Source organism: Bordetella sp. 02P26C-1 (genome assembly GCF_009763255.1).
GTDB lineage: Bacteria > Pseudomonadota > Gammaproteobacteria > Burkholderiales > Burkholderiaceae_B > Bordetella_A.
In genome coordinates this window covers 143,486-165,859 of record NZ_WSJB01000001.1, presented here as the reverse complement: position 1 = coordinate 165,859, position 22,374 = coordinate 143,486, and the positions used below count along the sequence as shown (strand labels likewise).

The following is a 22,374-nucleotide window of genomic DNA, read 5'->3' as shown; positions in this document are numbered from 1 at the left end:
ACCCGCGGGTTTACATGCCGGGTATCATAGTCTCAAACCCGTTACGCTTTCATCGACATGGCTTTACTTGAACCCGGTTCAGACACGGCTGCCTTGCGCAGCGCTTTGCAGGTCCTCCCCGCCGACGGATGCCTGGTTGCCTGTTTCTGCGCCGCATGGTGCGACACCTGCGCGCAATACCGCCCAAAATTCGCCGCCCTGGCCGAGCAGTACCCCGAGCGCGTGTTCGTGTGGATCGACATCGAGGATCACCCAGAGCTGTTGGGTGATGAGGACGTGGAAAATTTCCCGACGCTGCTAGTGCAGTTCGGATCGCGCGTGCTGTTTTATGGAACGATGCTGCCGCACATCGGGCATCTGGAAAGGCTGTTGGAAAGCCTCACGCCGCAAAGTCCGGCCGTGCAGACGCAGTTGCCGGATCTGCCTACAGCGTTATTGAGCGTCTAGCGCGTAGCGTTATCGGGCGGCCTTTGGGGGCCGCCTCGCTTGCTATACAGAAAGTTAAGCGCCGCTAGGCTTGCCGCGTCCACCCAACAGAACCGCGAGTTGACGCTTCGGCGTGCTGGGCCGCTCTTCGGGCTGGGCTTGCACCGCGGACGTGGCGGAAGGCGACGGCTCGTACGGTTTGTAGAAGAAATCATCCGCCGGCTGACGTGACGCGGTCTGACCGTAGCCGCTGCTGCGGCGATCGCGGCTGCGCGGCTCGCGCGTGTGGCTGCGAGCGACCAAGGCCTGCGGAACGTCCAGCTGGCCGCGCGGCACGGGGTGTTTGGTCAGCTTTTCGATATCCAGCAGATAACGCTCTTCTTCGGGGGTGAAGAACGCGATGGCCTCGCCCGATGCGCCCGCACGGCCGGTACGACCGATACGGTGAACATAATCCTCGGCATTGTGCGGCAGATCGTAGTTGATCACGCAGGGCACGCCCGCGACATCCAGCCCGCGCGCGGCGACATCGGTCGCCACCAGCACTTCGAGTTCGCCGGCCTTGAACGCCTCCAGGGCCTTCATGCGATCGGCTTGGCTCTTGTCACCATGAATGGACTCGGCCCTGACGCCATCGCGCTCGAGTTCACGCGCCAGACGCGCCGTACCGATCTTGGTGTTCGAGAACACGATGACCTGCTTGAGGCCCTTGGACTTCACCAGATGCACGACCGCGGCGCGCTTGGCGTCGCTCGGCATTTGATAGGCGATCTGGGTCACCGTATCGGCCGTGGCGTTACGCGCCGCGACTTCGATTTCGACCGGTTGGTTCAGATAGGTACGGCCCAGTTTGCGAATCTCGTTGCTGAACGTGGCCGAGAACAAAAGCCCCTGGCGCTGCGCCGGCAACAACCGCACGATGCGATCGAGATCGGGCAAAAAGCCCATATCCAGCATACGGTCGGCTTCATCCAGTACCAGAATGCCGACCTGGCTGAGGTTGACGGTTTTCTGTTCGACGTGATCCAGCAGGCGACCCGGCGTGGCCACCAGGATCTCGCAACCGCGGCGCAAGGCCTCTTTTTGCGGGCCGATATCCACGCCACCAAAGACCACGGCCGAACGCAGCGGCGTGTGTTTGCTATAGCGTTTGACGCTTTCATAGACCTGATCGGCCAGCTCGCGCGTCGGCGCCAGGATCAATGCCCGCACCGGATGTCGGGCAGGCGATGCGCTGGTATTGGCCAGCGGCATCAGGCGGTGCAAGATGGGCAGCGTAAACGCCGCGGTCTTACCCGTGCCGGTCTGTGCCGCCCCCATCACATCCCGACCCGATATGACTGCCGGCAACGCCTGCGCCTGAATTGGAGTCGGGGTGGTATAGCCGGTATCGATCACCGACTGTAGCAACTGTGGATGCAGCCCGAAGTCGGCGAATGTCGGTGCGGGAGTATCAGAGGTGGGGACTGCGGATTGGGTAGTGTCAGTCATCAGGATGGGCAGATGCCGGGGCAACGAAAAAGAACAAAACGAGAAAGTGCAGCTAAGCCCGGATTGCTGTGGATAACTTTATTTTAGCGCAACCGGCCATACTACCAGAGTTGCGATAGCAAAAACACATCGATCGGGACCGGATCAGGCTCAACCGGCCAGCCAGCGCAAGCCCCATAACGAGACCATGCCAACCACGATCACCAGCACGGCGCTGCGAAAGCGTAAGAACACCAAAATGCTCGCGATGGCGGCCACCAGCCGGTAATCGAACGCCGGGCCGGTGTCCGCCTTCCAGGGCATCAGGTCAGGCACCAAGATGGCGGTCAGCGCGGCGGCGGGCGCATAGCGCAATGCACGCCGCACGACATCGGGCAGGGGCAGATAATCGCCAAACACCATATAGCCGGCGCGGGTCAGCACGCTGCATACGGTGAGTAGCGCGATGGCACTATAAACGTAAATTTCGGACGGCCAGAGATTCATTTGGCGCCTTTCTTGAAAAATCGTTCGGCCAGCATCCCGGACACGATCCCGGTCACGACGGCGGCGACCAGCCCCAGGCGCAGCGGCAGCAGTTGCCCCACCCACGCCACGATCCCCGCGGCCAACATGGAAATCAGCATGGGCTTGGAATTGGCCAGCGGGATGGTGATGGCCAGCAAAGCCAGCACGGCGGCAAAATCCAGCGACCAGTCCGTGGGGACGATCCCGCCCAGATAGATGCCGACGATGGATGCAGCCTGCCACGTGAGCCAGCCCGGCACGATGGTCCCAAGGAAGAACCACAGCTGCTCGCGCGTACCCCGGTCGGCGTCATCGCCGTACTTCGACATGAAAAATACAAACCCCATATCCGTCGTGAAATAGCCTAGCCCGAGCCGACGAGGCCAGGAGAGATGACGAAAATAGGGGTGCAGCGCCGCGCCGAAAATAATAAAGCGCAGATTCACGACAAAACCCGCCATGAAGATCAACCATAGCGGCGCGCCGGCGGCGATAAGCGGCAAGGAAGTGAGCTGCGCGGATCCGGCATACATCATCAGCGTCATGGCCAGTGCCATGGACTCGGTCAGGCCCGACTTGACCATGGCCACGCCTGTGACCATGCCCCATGTCCCGGTGGCAATCAGCGCCGGCACGACGGTACGCACACCTTGGCGGAATGCCACCAAACGCTCCTGCCGGATCAATTTTGAATCAATGTTGGAACCGCTGACGGACTCACGGGGCACGGCAAAACCCTAGTAGGAACACACGGGACGGCATGGAATTCATCGGCGATAGAATCCCGCACGCCGCAGCATGGGCGCATCGTCCGATGTCGTAGGCCGACACCCGACGCTAAACCGGGCATTGTACCTCTGCTGCTTGATACAATAGCGCCTCTTGATAGGGGAACACTATGTCGATGGCGGATCGCGACAGCTTTATCCGGTACGACCGTACGCGCTTGGCGTGGCGTGACACCACCGTGGCGACGCGTCCCCTGCACGGCAACGCAGGTTTCCCCCTGACGGAACTTTTCGTAGGGTTCCCCTCTCTGGTCTCATAACTCGTCTTTTTCAGGAAAACTCATGACCGCTGCCGCCTCTGCCGCCGCGCCCGCCCAGGATATCGTTGAAGTCGGCGCTGAAGACCTGCCCGTCTATTGCCCCGGCCCGAAGGCGCCGCTCTGGAGCATGCACCCGCGCGTGTTCCTGGACGTCACCCATACCGGATCGGCCCGTTGTGCTTACTGTGGCACCGAGTATCGGCTCAAGCCCGGCACCGTGGTGCGCGGTCACTGAGACCGTCGCGTCTTAACCTGCCCGCTCCTCACTCATGTTCGCCACGCCCGAAGAAGCCGAACAAGCGTTTTACGAAGCGCTTGAGCAAGCCGACACTGTCCGCCTGATGCAAATCTGGGCCGACGACGAGGAAGTCATTTGTATCCATCCTGGCGGTTTGCGCGCGGTGGGGCAAGCGGCCGTCCATGAGTGCTGGCAGCAGACACTGGCGCCCGGGCCGCTGCGTATCCGTCCCCTACGCGTTCAAGCGCTGCAAACGATGATGTGTTCGGTCCACACCGTGGTGGAACAGGTCACCATAAACGGCCGGGGAAGCACGCAGTACGCCCATTGCTACGCCACCAACGTCTATCACAAGGGCCCCACGGGCTGGCGCATGGTGCTACATCATGCCTCGCCCGCGCCCGCCGAGGCCGAGGTGCTGGACTTGTACGACGTGCCCGAGCGGCTGCATTAGGACGGATGGTTCGCGTGTCCATCGCCCGTCTCGATACATCGCCTTGTCCCGTTCCCGCCTGGCTCCCCGACCGTCATAGCCAGACGATTTATGCTGCCTTTTTTGCGCAGCATCACAGCATTGCGTTCGTACGCCAGCGCGTAGAAACACCGGACACGGATTTCATCGATATCGATTGGACCGGGCCGGGGCTGTTCCCGCACAAGCGCGCGAACGGTCAGCCAATCGATTCGGCTTCGCCCGTCGTGTCGGGAAAGACGGCCGCAGCGCGTTGGATTACCGATGAAGACTGGCTGTCTTTGCCGCAAACGCCGGACACGCCGGCGCTATTGTTGTTCCATGGCCTGGAAGGCGGCAGTCTGAGCCGGTATGCGCAATCCATCGCGCATCATTTCCGGGCACGTGGCTGGATTGTCGCGGTCGCGCATTTTCGCGGCTGCTCCGGCACACCCAACCGGCTGGCGCGCGCCTACTATTCGGGGGACTCTACCGAGGTCGGTTTTATGCTGGATACCGTGCGGGCTCGCATTCCGCACGCGCGCTGGCATGCCGTGGGGGTCTCGCTGGGGGGCAATGCACTACTGAAATATATCGGCGAGCAGCAGAGTCAGGTGTCATGGCTGGCTGCTTGCGCGGGCGTGTCCGTACCGCTGGATCTGGTGGCGGGCGGCAATGCGCTTTCGCATGGCGTATTCAACCGGCGCGTGTATACCGCTTATTTCTTGAAGACCATGAAGCACAAGGTCCTGGAAAAAGCGCGGCGCTTTCCCGGCGCCATCGACGTGATGCGCATTGCCCATGCGCGTGACCTGCGCGACTTTGATGATGCCTATACCGCGCCGATGCACGGATTTCGCAATGCGCTGGATTATTGGACACGCGCGTCCAGTAAACCGTGGCTGGCGAGCGTGGAGATCCCGACGCTGGTGTTGAACGCGCGAAACGATCCGTTCATGCCAGAGAGCGCCCTGCCCTTGCCGCGCGAATGCTCGAGCCATGTGCTGCTGCATCAGCCTGCTCAGGGCGGCCACGCGGGCTTTCCGACGGGCGCATTTCCCGGCCATCTGAACTGGTTGCCGCAGCGGCTGCAACGGTTCTTCGAAACCGGTCAATAGCGGCTCAGCAGTGCGCGGCCGTCCGGGCCCCTATTCGGACGACCGCCCGATCTTTATCCTGATAACGGTCACGCTGGCCTTTTCGAGCCCTATCAGCCTTTAAATCGTTCAAGCAGTTCGCGCTCCTGAGCAAGGCGTTCCTTCACATCGCGAATCTGCACGTCGATCTGCGATTGTTCGTAGAAATCCTTGGAGAGATTGCGCGCTTGCTGCAGCTGCGCCTCGGCTGCGGCGTAGGCGCCGGTCAACACGTAATAACGCGCCATGTCTCGGCGTGCTTCGACGGGGTGCCCGTTGCGCTCTTCGCTATAAGCCAGCATCTGGTAGAGCCCAGGCTCATCATCGCCCCATTGCTTGATGCGCTCGCGCAGATAACTCTGCGCCTCGGCGTGGCGACCCACGCCTTGTAGTGCCTGTGCGTACGCAATGCCCAATGCGCGCTGCTGCGGCCAGCGTTTGATGGCCGCGGCGGCAAGCTGCAGCGCCTGTGCGCCGTCCTTGCGCGCCGCCGCCAGATCAATCGCCAGCCGCGCGAGCTGGGGCGAACTGCGCCCGCCCGCCTCGGCTTGTTCCAGATACCGCTGGGCCTCGTCGATTTGATTGCGTTGAAATGCCTGCAGCGCGAGCCCGTAGAAGGCCGCTGATTGCTGTACCCCCGTCAAACGGCGTGCGTCGTCCTGCAGCACTTGGGTCGCCGATCGCAGGCTGACGGCGTCACGCCCTTGAATCACGCGCATCTTGGCACGTATGTACCAATAGTCGTCGCTGTCGGTGTATTTTTCCGCAGGCAGATTGCGCACCCGGTTTTGGATATCGGACATCCGCTCAATCGACAAGGGGTGAGTGCTGGCCCACGCCCCACCCCCTGTACCCTCGTTCAGACGCGAGGCGCCCATCAAGCGCGAGAACATGCGCACCATTCCATCGGGATCGTAGCCGGCCCGGGTCAGCATCGTGAAACCGGCGCGATCCGCCTCGCGTTCGGCGTCGCGCGAAAAGCCCAATTGCTGGTTGATTGCAGCCGCCTGCCCGAACGCGGCGACACCCACGGCCAGGTTTCCGCCCCCGCCCGCCAACGCGGCAAGCAGCGCCGCGGCCAGACTGGCCATCATCACCACACCGCTCTGATTCTGTTGCGTCATGCCGCGGGCAATGTGACGCTGCACCACATGGCCGATTTCGTGAGCGAGCACGGAGGCAAGCTCCGCTTCGCTCGTCGATTGCACAATCAGGCCGCTATTGACCCCGATGAATCCCCCGGGCATCGCAAACGCGTTGATCTGCGGGTCGCGCACGCCAAACATCTCGACATCGGGCACCGCGCCGGGCGCGAAATTAGCCAGCTTGCGTCCCAGCGTGGTCAGGTACTGTGTGACTTCCGGATCGTTGATGAAGGTGGGATCCCGCCTGCCTTGGGCCATGATGGCCTCGCCCAGTTGACGTTCCAGCGCGGGCGATAAATCGGCCGAGGACGCCGCTCCCATGGAAGGCAAGCCTACAGGCTGCGCGACGGCCGGAGCCAGCGGAAGCGCCACGGCCAAGCCCAACAAGCCAGCCAGGCAGCGCATCACAAGCGGTTTGCGAAAATTCGAATAGCGGCGGTTCATGGCAATATGATAGCTATGAGCCGTAAAAGTTTTCATCAAACAATGAATATCAGCCGAGGCAGACATGCGTCCCATTCGTAAAGCTGTTTTTCCCGTCGCCGGACTGGGCACGCGTTTCCTTCCTGCCACCAAGGCGATGCCGAAAGAAATGTTGCCTGTCGTGGATAAGCCTTTGATCCAATATGCGGTCGAAGAAGCGGTCGCGGCGGGGGTAACCGATCTGATTTTTGTCACGGGCCGAAATAAGCGCGCCATCGAAGACCACTTCGACTCGGCACCCGAACTGGAATCGGAATTGGAACGCAAGGGCAAGCATGACCTGCTGGAATTGGTGCGCAATATCCTGCCTGGCCACGTTAACTGCGTCTACATCCGCCAACCGGCGCCGCTGGGCCTTGGGCATGCCGTCCTGACCGCCGCGGCCGCCGTGGGCCGCGAGCCATTCGCGGTGTTATTGGCAGACGATTTGATCGATGCCGAAACCCCAGCTCTGACTCAGTTGATCCAGGCCGCCTATGCGCAGGATGCCAGTGTGGTGGGTGTGCAGGATGTGCCGCGCGAAGACACCAACAAATACGGGATCGTGGCCGCCGAGCCCATCGACGATCGCTCCGCGCTCGTGTCGCACATTGTCGAAAAACCCAGCCCCGACCAAGCACCGTCGACGCTGGCCGTGGTGGGTCGTTATGTGCTGGAGGCCGAGATCTTCGATCATCTGCGCGCCACGCAGGCGGGCGCCGGCAATGAAATTCAATTGACCGACGGTATTGCGTCCCTGCTGAAAGAACGCCGGGTCATCGCTCACCGTTATGAGGGAAGACGCTACGACTGCGGCAGCAAGGCCGGGATGTTCGAGGCGACCGTGACGCTTGGGCGTAAGTACCACGGCCTGATCTGAGATGGAGGGCCGGCCGGTATCAGGGGCCGCCCGAGATCACGGACTCGCCTGCGAGTAACGCACGGCACGATCCTCGGGACGCAGTCTGCCTTTGCCGGACAGTCGCATCAGGGTGCCTAGCGCCACCATCAGCCCGATGACTTCGACAAAGGCGGCGGGGATCCACATCGTCAATCCGCCTATCATCTGATCGGTCTGCGCGGACATGCCGATGGCACGTCCGCAGAGTTCGAACAGCGGATAGATATCTCTTTCCGTAAACGTGATGATCGCCCCGGCCACCATCTGTGGCGCCATGGTGAGCACCGGCGAAATAACGCGTCCGCCGGGACTCATGGCCGCGGGCGGGCTGGGACGGCGATCCAGAATCAGATTCCAGTACATGAACCCACTGATCACTACCGACCAATTCATCAAACGATACAGGCGCCAGTCCAGCATGGAATAAAACTGCACCGTCGGCAGCAACCACACCAAGACCAGGAAAACGAAAAGCGCCGGTACGAAATAGGAGTTGGTCAGCACGCCGACCAGGACGCGCCCCCCTCGGGTCTGGAGAAAATCTCGCAAGCGCCTGCGCCAATGCAAGGGCAGGCCGGCGCGCATCGCGGACCCGGGGAACGCCGCCATGACCAGTAGTGGTCCAAGGTGATGCAGCACCAAGTGCTGAATGCGATGAATGAAGAACATCCGCTCGGCGTAATAGTCGACCCGCGTGTGGAGCGACAGATACAGCAGCACCAAGCCCGTCCAGAACAGCCATTGCCGGGCGAGCGTCACGCGATGGACCCGTCTGCCGCGCAAAAATAGCACGATAGCCACGCCAAACGCGGCCAGCAGGGTTGGGGAGAACTCCCAGGGGACGAGCCAAGCGAGATGATCCATGCCACCATCCGTGATGCTCGACGAGGGACGGGCTGGCCCGTGCGATGCGAGCGACGAACCATTGTAGAGCAGTGCCGAGGAGAGGTGCGGCCGGCTAGGTGCGGCCGCCAAGGCGCGGCCAGTGAGACGCGGCTCGGGGAGGCCCGGCCGCGGCACTCGTGGTGTTGCGTCAGGCGGCGACAGCGGCGTTCGTCGAACGCGCCGAGGTGCCGAAATGCACCCGCCGCACAGCGGGATGGGCCTGCAGGCGGCGAGCCTGAGACATCAGCTCCGGACGCAGCTCCGGAGGACAATTGACCGTGATGCAGGCCGAGGCGTAGTCCGCATCGCGCCCGGTTTCGATCTGGAACTGGGATACATTGAGCCCAGCTGCGCCGAAGTCGGAGCAGACTTGCTTGCGCACATCACCCAAGGCGTCGCGCGGGCACTCGAGCGTCAATCGGGATGTTCCTTGGCGACGCGTGAGCGCGCTGTTGCGGTCCACACCAGCACGACGCAGGAATAGATCAAATAAACGCATGGCAGCCTCCCGTCAAAGGTCGAAGCATTCAGGCGAATACGCACGCGTCTAGACAGCGGCACTCGATTGGCATGCGCACGCACGGCGCGGCCTACGAGCCTGCAGTCAGACAGCGGCGGTTCTGGCGGTTTTGGTGGGGAGACGCGACAAAGAACTTGTCACGGTACACCGCACCCTGCACTAACAGGATGCGGCAGAAGGAGATTCTGCTGGAGATCCTGTCAGGCAGCGACGTCGATAAAAGATCGACTACTGTCGCCGGAATCGGTATTCACAGAACGAACTCCGAATGTTGTAAACAAAACGATTTTACGCGAACTTGGCGGGTCAAACAAGGGTTTTCCCGAAAGTTTGCGTCAGGATGTGACGGCTTGGCTGGGCCGGGTGGGATGGCCATGCGACCATGCAAGTCAGCCGGCTCCTGACGCCTAGCTCCCCACCATTGCTCTCCGACCCCTGACCTCTGCCCTCATCTTTGGCCCGTGAGCCAACAGCTCATTAGACGAGGAAATACCAAGCCAGATACAGTGCGAACACGCCATAAAGCGCGCCGACGCCTGACAGTACGCCTACGCTCATGCTCGCGCGACGAAAGCGCTGCCAGAGAATGCCGATCGACACCAACGTCAATAGGCCCGCGGCAAGCAATGGCGCGTCCAGCAGCCATGGGGTCATCGCGATCCCCAGCGCACTGGGAATGGTGGCCTGAATCATCATCGCGCCGGAAATATTGGCCAGCGCCAAACGTTCCTTGCCTTGTCGCACCCAGATCAGGGCATTCATGATTTCCGGAAGCTCCGTCGCCACCGGCGCGAGCAGCAGCGCGGCTACGTGGGGCGACGCTCCCAGCGCGACGCCGATGATCTCGATCTGATTGACGAAGACATGCGAAGCGCCGGCAATGACCAGCAGCGCGAAAAACGTCTGGGCACATGCCCAGGCCATGCTCGGGCTATTGTCGTTCGGACGTATCTTCAGCGGTTCGAGGTCTTCGCAGTCCGCGCAAGCTTCGTCATTGGAGAGTTCGCGCTTGACGTACAGGGCATAGACGCCGACGAACAAGATGCCCAGCCAAGGCTTCCAGGCGAAGGCGAGCAAACCCAGACCGACCTTGAAGATAAAGATGCCCATGAACCAAGCTTGATCGCGGGCCAGACGTGGCTGGTCCGCGTTGATACAGGAGACACGATGCATGCGCCAGATGGCCAAACCGACGACCGCATAGGCCAACGTCGCCAACACCAGCGGGCCACCCATGGCCGCGCCGACGCCAATGTCTTTTTGTTCAGGCGATTCGCCAAACACCACGGCCATGAAGGTCACCGCGCTCTCTGGCAAGGCAGTACCGAAGGCCGCGAGAACCGTCCCGGTGGCGGTGGCGCCGAGATTAAGACGATGGCCGACCCATTCGATGCCGTTGACGAAGAATTCGCAGGCGAAATAAATGGTCAGGGCTGATAGAAAAAACAGCAACAGCGTGAGAATCATGGTGCAACGCCGGACGAGCAGATACCAAAGGCGCGACAACGCGGCTCGCCCGGCCAGGTGAACGCGTTGCGGCCAATGGTCTCGCCTGGCGAATCCAGCGGGCGGATGGCTCCGCGCCGGAGGCCGTCAGCGCCATGGGGTGAAACACCACCAAGCTTGTTGACGCTGACTCCTTTGGGGATCAAAGGATGGCTACTCCCCAATGACAGTGGCCCGGATTGTAGCAGGATGTGTGAAAGGAATCGCCGCCATCCGTGCTGGCGTCCCCGGAATGTCGAACGCGGTGCACATAGCGGAGTAAAGTGCAATCATTCTGGACTCTTGCGTCGGATCGACATGAACCATCCTGCAGATATCAGCCCCTTTATCACTCGTCGCGAACGCCTGTTGGACGAAATGCGTGCGGCCGGCGGCGGGATTGCGATTGTCCCCACGGCGCGCGAGGCCACGCGTAACCGGGATGTCGAGTATCCCTATCGGCATGACAGCAATTTCTATTATCTCAGCGGATTCACGGAACCGCAGGCGTGGCTGGTGCTGGTGGCGGGCCAAACCGATCGAACGATTTTGTTTTGCCGCCCGAGAAACCTCGAGCAGGAAATTTGGGAAGGTTACCGCTGCGGCCCGGACGATGCGGTGGCGCGATATGGCGTGGACGAGGCGTATTCGATCGACGAGTTGGACAAGCGAATGCCCGAGTTGCTGCTAGATCAGGCCGCGCTATACACACCGTTTGCCGCAGATCAGGCCACCGAGGCGAAGCTGCGCGAATGGCTTAAACAGGCCGAGCAACTGGGCCGTGGACGGCGCCAGCCTCCCGCGCAGCTGCAGGATTTGCGCCCTATCTTGGCCGACATGCGCCTGATCAAAGATGCCAGCGAACTCGCCGCGATGCGACAGGCTGCCCGTATTTCCGCCGCCGCGCACCGGCGCGCGATGCGGGCGACGCGGCCGGGCATGCGCGAATATCAGTTGGAGGCCGAGCTGCTGTACGAATTCCGGCGGCAAGGCGCGCAGGCGCCCGCCTATCCCAGTATTGTGGCGGCGGGCGAAAATGCATGCGTCCTGCATTACCTCGCGGGGGATACCGTGCTGCGCGATGGAGACCTGGTGTTGATTGACGCGGGGTGCGAGTACGACAGCTATGCTGCCGACATCACGCGTACGTTTCCGGCGAATGGAAAATTCAGCGGTCCGCAACGCGCGCTTTATGACCTGACACTGGCAGCCCAGCAGGCGGCAGTAGAGGTCACGGCGCCGGGACGCCCGTATGATGACGCGCATCAGGCCGCGGTTCGGGTATTGGCGCAGGGGATGCTGGACGAAGGACTGTTGACCGGCTCGCTGGATGGCGTGATCGACTCGGGCGCGTATACGCGGTTTTACATGCATCGAACCGGTCACTGGCTTGGCATGGACGTGCACGACGTGGGCGATTATCGCGAAGGCGATGCGATTGGCATGGACCGGCCCTGGCGGACGTTGCAACCGGGGATGGTGCTTACCTTGGAGCCCGGCATCTATGTCCGTGCGGCCGATGACGTTCCGACAGCTTTCCACAATATCGGCATCCGGATCGAGGATGATGCCTTGGTGACGCCGGATGGCTGCGAGTTGCTCACGCGCGGTGTGCCGGTGTCGGCGACCGAAATTGAAGCGCTCATGCGGGAATAACGTTGATTCCGACGATGCGGGAATGGCGGCGGGAGCCTCGACAGATCGGGGCTACAGCACGTATCCGTCAAGCCACCCGAGCGCGGTCCACGTGTACACCACCACCATCGCGATGGCGAATATGGTGGCGATCGAGCCGATGAGCGTGCCAAAGAGCGCGACCAGCACGGGGCCCCAGCCGGTACGCGTAACCCGCCCCTGACCGGGATGGTAGAGCCGGTCGAATTTCTCGTCGGACATCAGACTGAAGACGACGCCTTCGATAAACCCGTCGACCATGGGAATAAAGACCAGAAAAAACGCCGGGTTGTCGAACCACACCGGAAATTGCGTCGCCGCGACCAGACAGCAGACCGAAGCGAGCGTGACGAGCCACGCGTAGCGGCGTCCCAGATACCACCAATGCGCGCCCAACCAGCCTAGAAAGCAGGCCAGCAATCCCAGCACGACTTTGTTGCGCCGGCGGTCTGCGGACTGAGAAGCAAGCGTAGTAGCGGAGGTCATGAGGGAATTGTAGGGTCTGGGCGCTAGAATGGAAGTATGACTCAGCCTGCATACGATATCGCCATTTTGGGCGCTGGCCCGGTCGGCCATGCCCTGGCGCTGCTCCTGGCGCGCCAATGCCCGGATCCACAACGGATCGCATTGCTAGCCGGCACGCCGCCAGCCGCAACGGGTCCCGCGCGTGAGCCGGGCCAAGACCCGCGCGTGTTGGCCATGAATCATGGCAGTCGGGTGTTGCTGGAGTCGCTTGGCGCTTGGCCAAGCCGGGCAGCGGATATTCGCCATGTGCATGTTTCGCAGCGAGGCCGGCTGGGTAGCACGGTCATTCACCACACGGATTTCCAGGTGCCGCGCCTGGGCAGCGTGGTGCCTTACGCGGCTCTGCACGCGACGCTGCACGCGGCGGTGGCCGATAGCGGCGTGACCGTGCTGCAAGGCCCCTCCGCGCAAATGGTGAATCAGGATGGCGCGGGCGTGGAGATTCGCCAAGGCGACACGCACTTTCGCGCCCGCCTGGCGGTGCAGTCGGATGGCAGCAGCGGCACGGACCTGCGACGCGAATACGACCAGCACGCAATTGTCACCACGGCGTATGCCACCCTGCCGCGCGCTGGCTGGGCGTGGGAGCGTTTCACGCGCGAGGGACCGCTGGCGCTGTTGCCGCATCCGCTGGATGCGCGGGCCTATTCCGTTGTGTGGTGCAACGCCCCGGAGCGGGCCGCCGCGCTGTCGCAGTTGGACGAAGCTGCGTTCTCGGCCGCGCTGACCGAGGCATTCGGCACGCGGCTGGGACGGCTGTCGAGCCAGGCCGCACGACATGTGTTCCCGTTGGCGCTCAATGCCCGGCGCACGCAGGTGCAGGGGCGACTGGTGGCCATTGGCAACGCGGCGCAAACCTTACATCCCGTGGCGGGCCAGGGTCTGAACCTGGGGCTGCGCGACGCGGCGCGGCTGGCACAGGCGCTGGCCGCGTGGTCGAACACGCCCGAGGAAAGCCCGAATCCGCTACTGGCCCAGTTCGCCAATGCCCGACGCGCGGACCGGCTGATCACGGGCGGTTTGACCGATTTGATGCCGCGCGCTTTCGCCACGGGCTTGGCACCCGTCGAACATGCGTGCGGTTTAGGATTGCTGGCGCTGGATGCGGTGGCGCCGTTGCGCGCTCCGTTGGCCCGGCATCTGCTGCAGGGATTGCGCGTCTGATCGGGCTAGGCGAAGACCGAAATAAGGGCCGTATTCGACCCCAAAAAATGCCCCACTCGCCGTCGGTTAAAATGTGCGCATGCGCATCGGCCCGTGGACGCTTCCCAACAATGTTCTGGTCGCCCCCATGGCGGGGGTGACGGATCGCCCTTTCCGTCAATTATGCAAACGGTTGGGCGCGGGCTATGCCGTGTCCGAGATGGCGGCGAGCAATCCCCGCCTGTGGGATAGCGTCAAGACCTCGCGCCGGCTGAATCATGAAGGCGAGATCGCGCCCGTGGCGGTGCAAATCGCCGGCGCCGATCCGGCCATGATGGCCGAGGCGGCCGTGTTCAACGCCCAGCGTGGCGCGCGCATTATCGATATCAACATGGGCTGTCCGGCGAAGAAGGTCTGTAATCTGGCCTCGGGTTCGGCGCTGCTGCGTGACGAGGATCTGGTGGCGCGCATCCTGGATGCGGTGGTCGCCGCCTGTGCGCCCTTGGGCGTGCCGGTCACGCTCAAGACCCGTACCGGCTGGGACCGCGAACACCGTAACGCATTGCGCGTGGCCCGTCGCGCCGAGGAAGCCGGCATTGCCGCCCTCGCGCTGCATGGGCGCACACGCGCGGATCTGTACACGGGCGAAGCCGAGTACGACACGATACGCGCGGTCAAGGCCGAGATTTCCATTCCCGTGGTGGCTAACGGGGACATCGACTCCCCGCAAAAGGCCCGCTATGTGCTGGACTATACCGGCGCCGACGCCGTGATGATCGGGCGTGCCGCGCAGGGCAATCCGTGGATTTTCCGCGAAATCGACCACTACTTGCGCACGGGCGAGACGCTGGCGCCCCCCTCTTACGAGGAACTGCGCGATCTTTTGCTGGAGCATCTGGATGACCACTACCGTTTTTACGGTGAACACACCGGTGTACGCTCGGCACGTAAACATATCGGCTGGTACGTGGAAGGTCTGCCCGGCGCAGACGACTTCCGCGACCACATGAATCAGATCGACAACACTCGCGATCAATGGCGAGCGGTGTCGGACTGGTTCAACCAACTCGCTCTTAGCGGTCCGGCACACCCGGCACCGGCTGAGCAACCGCTGATGGCGGCGTGATCCGCCTCCCACCTCTACCTATAAATCTGTACAAAATGAGCAAGAACGATGTCCTGGAAGATTGCGTGCGCGCCAGTCTGGCGCGCTATTTCGAAGATCTGGGCGACTCCGAACCCCACGATATGTGGGAAATGGTGATGCGCTGCGTCGAACGCCCGGTGCTCGAAGTCGCATTGGAACGTTCGGGCGGCAATCAGTCGCGCGCTTCCGAGATTCTGGGCATTACTCGCAACACGCTGCGCAAGAAACTCCAGGCGCACAACATCCAGCCGTAATCCTCGCCCGCGCGTGCCTCGGCCCTGAACGCTTTCCTCGTTATCAACCGTCAACATGAAAATCGAAACTGCCCTGCTCTCGGTGTCCGACAAGACCGGCATCGTTGAATTTGCCCGCGCGCTGGCCGCGCGCGGTGTCCGTCTGCTCTCGACCGGGGGTACGGCTCGCCTGCTGGCCGACTCCGGCCTGACCGTCACCGAAGTCGCCGCCCACACGGGTTCACCGGAGATCCTCGATGGTCGCGTCAAGACGCTGCACCCGAAGATCCACGGCGGCCTGTTGGCGCGCCGTGACAGCGCCGAACATTTGGACACCATTGCCGAGCATGGCATCGACCGCATCGACATGCTGGTGGTCAACCTGTATCCGTTCCGCGAAACCATTGCGAAGCCGGATTGCACGTTTGCCGATGCCGTGGAAAACATCGATATCGGTGGCCCGGCGATGCTGCGCGCGGCTGCCAAGAACCACGGCACGGACGCCGGCGGCGTCACGGTCGTGATCGACCCGGCCGACTATTCGCGCGTGCTGCAGGAAATCGATCAGACCGGTAGCACCTCCTACGCGCTGCGCCTGGAGCTGGCTGCCAAGACCTATGCGCACACTGCCTCGTATGACGGCGCGATCGCCGCGTACCTGACCAGCCTGACCGAGCCCGCTCCTGCCCAGGAAGCCACGCCCGCCCGTGCCGATTTCCCGCGCACGCTGACGGTGCAAGTGCAGCAGGTGCAGGAACTGCGCTATGGCGAGAACCCGCATCAGAAAGCGGCCTTCTATGTGGACGCCAAGCGACCCGCCGGTCTGCTGGGCAACTATCGTCAGCTGCAGGGCAAAGAGCTGTCCTACAACAACATCGCCGACGCGGATGCGGCGTGGGAATGCGTGCGCAGTTTCGACGCGCCGGCTTGCGTGATCGTCAAGCACGCCAATCCTTGCGGCGTGGCCATCGCGCAAGACACGCTGCATGCCTATCAACAGGCGTTCAAGACCGACCCGACCTCGGCCTTCGGCGGCATCATCGCGTTCAACCGCCCGGTCGATGCGGCCACCGCGGAAGCCGTCAGCAGCCAGTTCCTGGAAGTCCTGTTGGCGCCCGCGTACGACGGCGCGGCGCTGGCCGTGTTGGCCGCCAAGAAGAATGTGCGTGTGCTGGAAGTGCCCATGGGCGCCGGCCAGAACGAGTTCGACATCAAGCGTGTGGGCGGTGGCTGGCTCGTTCAGACGCCGGATGCTTTCCAAGTGCCGCGCGACGCGTTGAAGGTGGTGACCAAGCGTCAGCCCACCGAGCAGGAAATGAACGACCTGGCATTCGCCTGGAAGGTCGCCAAGTACGTCAAGTCCAACGCCATCGTGTTCGTGGGATGCGGGATGACGCTGGGCGTGGGCGCGGGTCAGATGAGCCGTGTCGATTCCGCGCGCATTGCCTCGATCAAGGCAGCAAACGCCGGTCTGTCGCTGCAAGGCTCGGCCGTGGCGTCGGATGCGTTCTTCCCGTTCCGCGATGGTTTGGATGTGGTGGTCGCCGCTGGCGCGACTTGCGTGATCCAGCCGGGCGGCAGCGTGCGCGATGACGAAGTGATTGCCGCCGCCGATGAACATGGCATCGCCATGGTTCTGACCGGCACGCGTCATTTCCGTCACTGATGCGCGTCCTCGGCATTGATCCCGGCCTGCGGCGCACCGGTTTCGGTGTGATCGATGTCGAGGGTATGCGGCTGCGTTATGTCGCGAGCGGCACCATCGTGGTGCCGCCGGCGCTGTCGCTGCCGGAACGCTTGAAAGTCATACTGGACAATCTGCGTCAGGTGGCGCGCGAGACGCAGCCTGACGTGGCGGCGTTGGAAATCGTGTTTTTGAATACCAACCCGCAATCCACACTATTGCTGGGACAGGCGCGTGGCGCGGCGCTGTGCGCGCTGGCCGATAGCCAGTTGGCGGTGCATGAATATACGGCGCTGCAAATCAAGAAAGCCGTGGTCGGCACCGGCCGCGCGGCAAAAGAACAAGTGCAGATGATGGTGCAGCAATTGTTGTCGTTGGATGGCACGCCCGCGCCTGACTCCGCCGATGCGCTGGCCTGCGCGATTTGCCATGCCCACGTGGGGCCGTTGCAAGCGCGATTGAGCAACCTGTCCGAAGCGGCGATCATGGTTGGCAGTGGCCGTGCGCGCGTGCGTGCCGGACGGGTCGTTGGCTGATGACCGGTAAGTTGGTACGGGCGTAACGGTTGCGTAAGCCGCAACCGCTCACGCCGCACGATATGTCGGCGAGCCTGACGTAATCCGGTGGATGATCCCGCGTAGAATGGCCGCAAGCCGTGCGACATTGCGCACGTTTCCTATTTTTTGTTTGCTGGCTTTCGCACCATGATCGGACGCATTACTGGAACCTTGATCGAGAAACAACCGCCCACCCTGTGTGTTGACGTCAACGGCGTGGGTTACGACATCGAAGTTCCGATGAGCACCTTGTATGGATTGCCGGAGCTGGGTTCACGCGTGACCCTGTACACGCATCTGACGGTGCGCGAAGACGCGCATATTCTTTACGGCTTTGCCAGCGCGAATGAACGCAGTGCGTTTCGCGAGCTGATCAAGGTCAGTGGCATCGGCGCGCGGACGGCACTGTCGGTGTTGTCGGGTCTGTCGGTCAGCGAACTGGCCCAGGCCATTACCTTGCAGGAATCCGGCAGGTTGACGCGAGTGCCGGGTATAGGCAAAAAAACCGCCGAACGGCTGCTATTGGAAATGCGCGGCAAGCTCGGCGCCGATCTGGGCACGACGGTTCAACCGGTGCCCGATGCGCAATCCGACATTCTGAATGCGCTGTTGGCCCTGGGTTATTCGGACAAGGAATCGCGCACTGCGCTGAAAGCCCTGCCCGAAGGCACCAGCGTGTCGGATGGTATCCGGCTGGCGCTTAAATCCCTGGTGCGTTGATTAAGCAGCCAGCAGCTTGGCGTAGGCGGCCAGATCCACGTTGCCGCCACTGATGATCACGCCCACGCGCTTACCTTGCACCGGCACGACCTGATCGAGCGCGGCGGCCGAAGCCAGGCAACCTGTCGGTTCCACCACCATTTTCATGCGTTCGGCAAAGAACTTCATCGTGTTGACGAGCTGCTCGTCGGTGACGGTGACGATGTCTTTGACACCGGCTTTGATGATGGCGAAGGTCAAATTGCCCAAGTGCGTCGTGACGGCCCCGTCGGCCAGCGATTTGGGCGCGGGAATGCGGACGATCTCGCCCTTGCGCAGCGATTGCTGCCCGTCGTTACCGGCCTGGGGCTCTACACCATAGACTTGGCAATTGGGGCTCAGCGCCTGAGCGGCCAGCGTGGAACCGGCCAACAAGCCACCGCCGCCAAGACAAACGAACAGCAGATCTAGCTCGCCGACTTCTTCGAACAATTCCTTGGCCGCCGTGCCCTGCCCGGCGATGACGTCGGCATGATCGTAAGGCGGGATCAGCGTCGCGCCGGTTTCCTCTTGAATGCGGCGCGCGACGGCTTCGCGGTCTTCGGTGTAGCGGTCGTAGGTCACCACGTGACCGCCATAGCCTTCGGTTGCCGCGCGTTTAGCGGCGGGGGCGTCCAGCGGCATGATGATGGTGGCGCGCACGCCCAGTTCCCGCGCGCCTAGCGCGATGGCCTGGGCATGGTTACCCGAGGAAAACGTGACCACGCCCGCGGCGCGCTGTTCTGGCGTCAGGCGGGCGATCGAGTGGTAGCCGCCCCGGAACTTGAACGCGCCCATGCGCTGGAAGTTCTCGCATTTAAAGAAGATCTCGGCACCGGTGCGCGCGTTGGCGGTGGTGGAAGTCAGCACCGGCGTGCGATGGGCAACGCCATTGAGGATTTCGCTGGCGCGGACGACGTCTTCGTAAGTAGGCAGTACGGCTGACATGAGGCTTCCTGGGAGCAGTTAACGCAACTTGCCATGATATCTGCAGTTCGGCCGCGTGGTGTACGATGTCCAGTCGCTGGCGCGGTTTTTGATTTTGACCGTTTGCGCCGCGACAGCCCGCATATTCTGAATTATGGCCATCCAGTCTGACTCGCTCTCTTCCCTGCCCTCCGCCCCCCGCTTGGTGACGCCACAACCGGTTTCGCCCAACGAGGAATCGATCGAACGCGCGTTGCGCCCCAAGGCGCTGCAAGAGTATGTCGGTCAGCAGCGCGCGCGTGAACAGCTGGAGATCTTTATTTCCGCGGCGCGCAAGCGTGGCGAGGCTTTGGATCATGTGCTGCTGTTCGGCCCGCCGGGGCTGGGCAAGACGACGCTCGCGCACATCATCGCGCATGAGATGGGGGTGCAGTTACGCCAGACCTCGGGACCGGTATTGGAGCGGCCGGGGGATCTGGCAGCGTTGTTGACGAATCTGGAAAAAAACGATGTGTTGTTCATCGACGAGATTCATCGACTCTCGCCCGTGGTCGAGGAAATACTGTATCCGGCGCTGGAAGATTTTCAGATTGATATTTTGATCGGCGAGGGTCCCGCCGCGCGTAGCGTGAAGCTGGATCTGCAACCGTTCACGCTGGTGGGTGCAACCACGCGCGCGGGCATGCTGACGAATCCGTTGCGAGACCGATTCGGGATTGTCTCGCGCTTGGAGTTTTATAACGCCGACGATTTGACGCGCATTGTCACGCGTAGTGCGGGGCTGCTCAATGCCGAGATCACACCGGATGGCGCCGCCGAGGTCGCGCGCCGGGCGCGTGGCACGCCCCGTATTGCGAACCGACTGCTACGCCGCGTGCGCGACTATGCCGAGGTGAAGGCCCAGGGCGTGATCGATGCGGATTCCGCAGGGCGGGCGTTGGCGATGCTGGAAGTCGACCCGCAGGGTCTGGATCTGATGGACCGCAAGCTACTCGAAGCCATCGTGCATAAATTCGACGGTGGCCCGGTTGGCGTGGATAGTCTGGCCGCCGCGATTGGCGAGGAACGCGACACGATCGAAGACGTAATCGAGCCGTATCTGATTCAGCATGGGTATCTGCAGCGCACGCCGCGTGGCCGTACGGCGACCTTGACGACCTGGCGGCATCTGGGCCTGACGCCGCCGTCACAGAGCGCGGATTTGTTTAGCAAGTAAGGAAGCAGCCGCTTATTCCACGAGGCGCAAGATATCGTTGCCGTAGGCTTCGAGCTTGCGCACGCCGACACCGCTGATATGCCCGAGCTCGTCCATCGATGACGGTCGCGCCAAGGCGATTTCTCGCAACGTCGCGTCGTGAAAAATCACATAAGCCGGCACGCCGTTATTCTTTGCCACCTCGCCGCGCCAGTTACGCAGCGCATTGAACAAGGGCATGGCCTCGGGCGGCAGATCAATGACCGGGGCGCGGGTGCGCCCCGTGGATTTGGAGCCGCGCGCTTTGCGTTCCGGTTCGCGGCGCAGCATCAGCTGGCGCTCGCCTTTCAAGATCGCGCGGCTGCCTTCGGTCAGGGCGAGCGTGCCGTAGCCTTCGTGGTCCACGGCAAGCAGGCCTTGCGCCAGCAGTTGGCGTAACACTCCCCGCCAAGCGTTTTCCGACAGATCGGCGCCCACGCCGAACACGCTGAGCGATTCATGATCGTGCTGACGCGTGCGGTCGGTGCTTTTGCCGCGCAGGATGTCGATGATGTGCCCCGCGCCATAACGCTGGCCGCGTTCTTTCCAAAGACGGTAAACGGCCGACAACACTTTTTGCGCGGCGACCGTGCCGTCCCAAGCTTGCGGTGGATCGAGACAGACATCGCAGTTGCCGCAGGCGCTGATGGTCTGACCAAAATAAGCGAGCAGGCGCACGCGACGGCATTCGACCGTCTCGCACAGGCCGAGCATCGCGTCGAGCTGCTGCCCCAGGCGGCGACGATAAGCATCATCGCCCTGCGACTCGTCGATCATGCGGCGCTGTTGCACAACGTCCGATAAACCGTAGGCCAGCCAGGCAGTCGCCGGCAAGCCGTCGCGCCCGGCACGCCCTGTTTCCTGGTAATAGCCCTCGACCGACTTGGGTAGATCGATGTGCGCGACGAAACGCACATCGGGTTTGTCGATCCCCATGCCAAAAGCAATCGTGGCCACCATCACGACCCCGTCTTCGCGCAGGAACCGCGACTGATTGTCGGCACGCACCGTGGTGCTAAGCCCGGCGTGATACGGCAAGGCGTTGATGCCATGCTGACAGAGAAAGTCCGCCGTTTCTTCCACGCGGGCGCGCGAGAGGCAATACACCACGCCCGAATCGCCCTCGTGCTCGTTCTGGATCAAATCGAGCAACTGCCGCCGTACTTCGTTTTTTTCAACGATGCGATAGCGGATATTCGGCCGGTCGAAGCTGGCAACGAAGTGTTCGGCCTGATCCAGCGCCAGGCGCTGGGCAATCTCGACGCGAGTGGCCGCCGTCGCCGTGGCCGTCAACGCAATGCGCGGCACATCGGGCCAGCGCTCGTGCAGCATCGACAGGCCCAGGTATTCCGGACGGAAATCATGCCCCCATTGCGACACACAGTGCGCTTCGTCGATGGCGAACAACGCAATGCGACCGCGTTCCAGCAACTGAAGACAGCGATCGGTCAACAGGCGCTCGGGCGCCACGTACAGCAGATCGAGCTCGCCATTGATAAAGGCCTGCTCGACCTCGCGTGCGACGCGCCAGTCCTGGGTGGAATTGAGAAACGCGGCGCGCACGCCCAGTTCGGTCAGCGCATCGACTTGGTCCTGCATCAAGGCGATCAGCGGGGACACCACGATGCCCGTGCCTTCGCGCACCAGCGCCGGCACCTGATAGCACAGCGATTTGCCGCCGCCCGTGGGCATGAGCACGAGCGCGTCCCCACCTCTGATCACATGATCGACGATGGCCTGCTGGTCGCCGCGGAAGGATTCGTAACCGAAAACGCGCTGCAGGACTTCCTGGGCGCGCGGGTCAGACATGGGGGTGG

Annotated in this window: 23 protein-coding genes and 1 riboswitch; of the genes, 13 read left to right on the top strand and 10 right to left on the bottom strand. The window is 62.4% G+C overall.

From position 1 onward, the window contains the following. The first annotated feature begins 57 nt into the window (after positions 1–57). Positions 58–447: a thioredoxin family protein gene (locus GOQ28_RS00735; protein ID WP_160351942.1), complete on the top strand. Its 390-nt coding sequence runs from the start codon at positions 58–60 to the stop codon at positions 445–447. Positions 448–501: 54 nt separating this feature from the next. Here GOQ28_RS00735 and GOQ28_RS00730 read toward each other — a convergent pair whose 3' ends face one another. From GOQ28_RS00730 to GOQ28_RS00720, 3 genes are all read right to left on the bottom strand, one after another. After that, entirely contained in the window at positions 502–1,917 is a 1,416-nt protein-coding gene (locus GOQ28_RS00730; protein WP_202109579.1) for a DEAD/DEAH box helicase, read from the bottom strand. A gap of 150 nt (positions 1,918–2,067) precedes the next feature. Further along, positions 2,068–2,403 (bottom strand): AzlD domain-containing protein, encoded by a 336-nt coding sequence (locus tag GOQ28_RS00725; RefSeq protein ID WP_160351941.1) that lies wholly within the window; start codon positions 2,401–2,403, stop codon positions 2,068–2,070. Then, a complete protein-coding gene (locus GOQ28_RS00720; RefSeq protein WP_160352036.1) occupies positions 2,400–3,071 on the bottom strand; it encodes an AzlC family ABC transporter permease in 672 nt (223 codons plus the stop codon). The genes GOQ28_RS00725 and GOQ28_RS00720 overlap by 4 nt, the downstream gene beginning before the upstream one ends. A 423-nt stretch (positions 3,072–3,494) precedes the next feature. Between GOQ28_RS00720 and GOQ28_RS00715 the strand changes: the two genes are divergently transcribed. The 3 genes from GOQ28_RS00715 to GOQ28_RS00705 are packed head-to-tail and all read left to right on the top strand — an operon-like array spanning position 3,495 to position 5,279. Further along, a complete protein-coding gene (locus GOQ28_RS00715) occupies positions 3,495–3,707 on the top strand; it encodes a zinc-finger domain-containing protein (protein ID WP_160351940.1) in 213 nt (70 codons plus the stop codon). A gap of 34 nt (positions 3,708–3,741) precedes the next feature. Next, positions 3,742–4,164: a YybH family protein gene (locus GOQ28_RS00710; RefSeq protein WP_160351939.1), complete on the top strand. Its 423-nt coding sequence runs from the start codon at positions 3,742–3,744 to the stop codon at positions 4,162–4,164. 5 nt (positions 4,165–4,169) lie between these two features. Then, entirely contained in the window at positions 4,170–5,279 is a 1,110-nt protein-coding gene (locus tag GOQ28_RS00705; RefSeq protein WP_202109534.1) for a YheT family hydrolase, read from the top strand. A gap of 92 nt (positions 5,280–5,371) precedes the next feature. Here the strand turns inward: GOQ28_RS00705 and GOQ28_RS00700 are convergent, their stop codons facing one another. Then, entirely contained in the window at positions 5,372–6,886 is a 1,515-nt protein-coding gene (locus GOQ28_RS00700; RefSeq protein ID WP_160355028.1) for a M48 family metalloprotease, read from the bottom strand. A gap of 64 nt (positions 6,887–6,950) precedes the next feature. On the opposite strand from GOQ28_RS00700, the gene galU reads away from it, so the two are divergent. Further along, a complete protein-coding gene (gene galU, locus GOQ28_RS00695) occupies positions 6,951–7,784 on the top strand; it encodes a UTP--glucose-1-phosphate uridylyltransferase GalU (protein WP_160351936.1) in 834 nt (277 codons plus the stop codon). 36 nt (positions 7,785–7,820) lie between these two features. On the opposite strand, the gene GOQ28_RS00690 is transcribed toward galU, so the two are convergent. The 3 genes from GOQ28_RS00690 to GOQ28_RS00680 form a co-directional block, all read right to left on the bottom strand. After that, entirely contained in the window at positions 7,821–8,669 is an 849-nt protein-coding gene (locus GOQ28_RS00690; RefSeq protein WP_160355027.1) for a cytochrome c oxidase assembly protein, read from the bottom strand. A gap of 169 nt (positions 8,670–8,838) precedes the next feature. Next, positions 8,839–9,189, bottom strand: coding sequence for a hypothetical protein (locus GOQ28_RS00685; protein ID WP_160351934.1), 351 nt, complete (start codon positions 9,187–9,189; stop codon positions 8,839–8,841). A gap of 498 nt (positions 9,190–9,687) precedes the next feature. Continuing rightward, on the bottom strand, positions 9,688–10,677 hold the full coding sequence (locus tag GOQ28_RS00680) for a sodium:calcium antiporter (protein ID WP_160355026.1): 990 nt from the start codon (positions 10,675–10,677) through the stop codon (positions 9,688–9,690). Between the two features lie 42 nt (positions 10,678–10,719). After that, a riboswitch (yybP-ykoY riboswitch) is annotated at positions 10,720–10,890 on the bottom strand. Between the two features lie 123 nt (positions 10,891–11,013). Here GOQ28_RS00680 and GOQ28_RS00675 point away from each other — a divergent pair. Further along, positions 11,014–12,351, top strand: a complete 1,338-nt coding sequence (locus tag GOQ28_RS00675; RefSeq protein ID WP_160355025.1) for an aminopeptidase P N-terminal domain-containing protein — start codon at positions 11,014–11,016, stop codon at positions 12,349–12,351. A gap of 51 nt (positions 12,352–12,402) precedes the next feature. Here GOQ28_RS00675 and GOQ28_RS00670 read toward each other — a convergent pair whose 3' ends face one another. Next, positions 12,403–12,855, bottom strand: coding sequence for a TM2 domain-containing protein (locus GOQ28_RS00670; RefSeq protein WP_160351931.1), 453 nt, complete (start codon positions 12,853–12,855; stop codon positions 12,403–12,405). 36 nt (positions 12,856–12,891) lie between these two features. Here GOQ28_RS00670 and GOQ28_RS00665 point away from each other — a divergent pair, with 36 nt between their 5' ends. From GOQ28_RS00665 to ruvA, 6 genes are all read left to right on the top strand, one after another. Further along, entirely contained in the window at positions 12,892–14,058 is a 1,167-nt protein-coding gene (locus GOQ28_RS00665) for a UbiH/UbiF/VisC/COQ6 family ubiquinone biosynthesis hydroxylase (RefSeq protein ID WP_160355024.1), read from the top strand. Positions 14,059–14,137: 79 nt separating this feature from the next. Next, positions 14,138–15,163 (top strand): tRNA dihydrouridine synthase DusB, encoded by a 1,026-nt coding sequence (dusB, locus tag GOQ28_RS00660; RefSeq protein ID WP_160352035.1) that lies wholly within the window; start codon positions 14,138–14,140, stop codon positions 15,161–15,163. A 35-nt stretch (positions 15,164–15,198) separates the two neighbouring features. Beyond that, positions 15,199–15,438: a helix-turn-helix domain-containing protein gene (locus tag GOQ28_RS00655; RefSeq protein ID WP_160351929.1), complete on the top strand. Its 240-nt coding sequence runs from the start codon at positions 15,199–15,201 to the stop codon at positions 15,436–15,438. A gap of 55 nt (positions 15,439–15,493) precedes the next feature. Beyond that, the gene (gene purH / locus GOQ28_RS00650; RefSeq protein WP_160355023.1) at positions 15,494–17,083 is read left to right on the top strand and encodes a bifunctional phosphoribosylaminoimidazolecarboxamide formyltransferase/IMP cyclohydrolase; all 1,590 of its coding nucleotides are present in this window, start codon (positions 15,494–15,496) and stop codon (positions 17,081–17,083) included. Further along, positions 17,083–17,637, top strand: a complete 555-nt coding sequence (gene ruvC / locus GOQ28_RS00645) for a crossover junction endodeoxyribonuclease RuvC (protein WP_160355022.1) — start codon at positions 17,083–17,085, stop codon at positions 17,635–17,637. Before purH ends, ruvC begins: the two co-directional genes overlap by 1 nt. A gap of 168 nt (positions 17,638–17,805) precedes the next feature. Continuing rightward, entirely contained in the window at positions 17,806–18,378 is a 573-nt protein-coding gene (ruvA, locus tag GOQ28_RS00640; protein ID WP_160351926.1) for a Holliday junction branch migration protein RuvA, read from the top strand. On the opposite strand, the gene GOQ28_RS00635 is transcribed toward ruvA, so the two are convergent. Next, the gene (locus GOQ28_RS00635; RefSeq protein WP_160355021.1) at positions 18,379–19,344 is read right to left on the bottom strand and encodes a threo-3-hydroxy-L-aspartate ammonia-lyase; all 966 of its coding nucleotides are present in this window, start codon (positions 19,342–19,344) and stop codon (positions 18,379–18,381) included. A gap of 133 nt (positions 19,345–19,477) precedes the next feature. On the opposite strand from GOQ28_RS00635, the gene ruvB reads away from it, so the two are divergent. Further along, positions 19,478–20,539: a Holliday junction branch migration DNA helicase RuvB gene (gene ruvB / locus GOQ28_RS00630; protein WP_160351924.1), complete on the top strand. Its 1,062-nt coding sequence runs from the start codon at positions 19,478–19,480 to the stop codon at positions 20,537–20,539. A 12-nt stretch (positions 20,540–20,551) separates the two neighbouring features. Here ruvB and recQ read toward each other — a convergent pair whose 3' ends face one another. Further along, a complete protein-coding gene (gene recQ / locus GOQ28_RS00625; protein ID WP_160355020.1) occupies positions 20,552–22,366 on the bottom strand; it encodes a DNA helicase RecQ in 1,815 nt (604 codons plus the stop codon). Positions 22,367–22,374 lie beyond the last annotated feature (8 nt).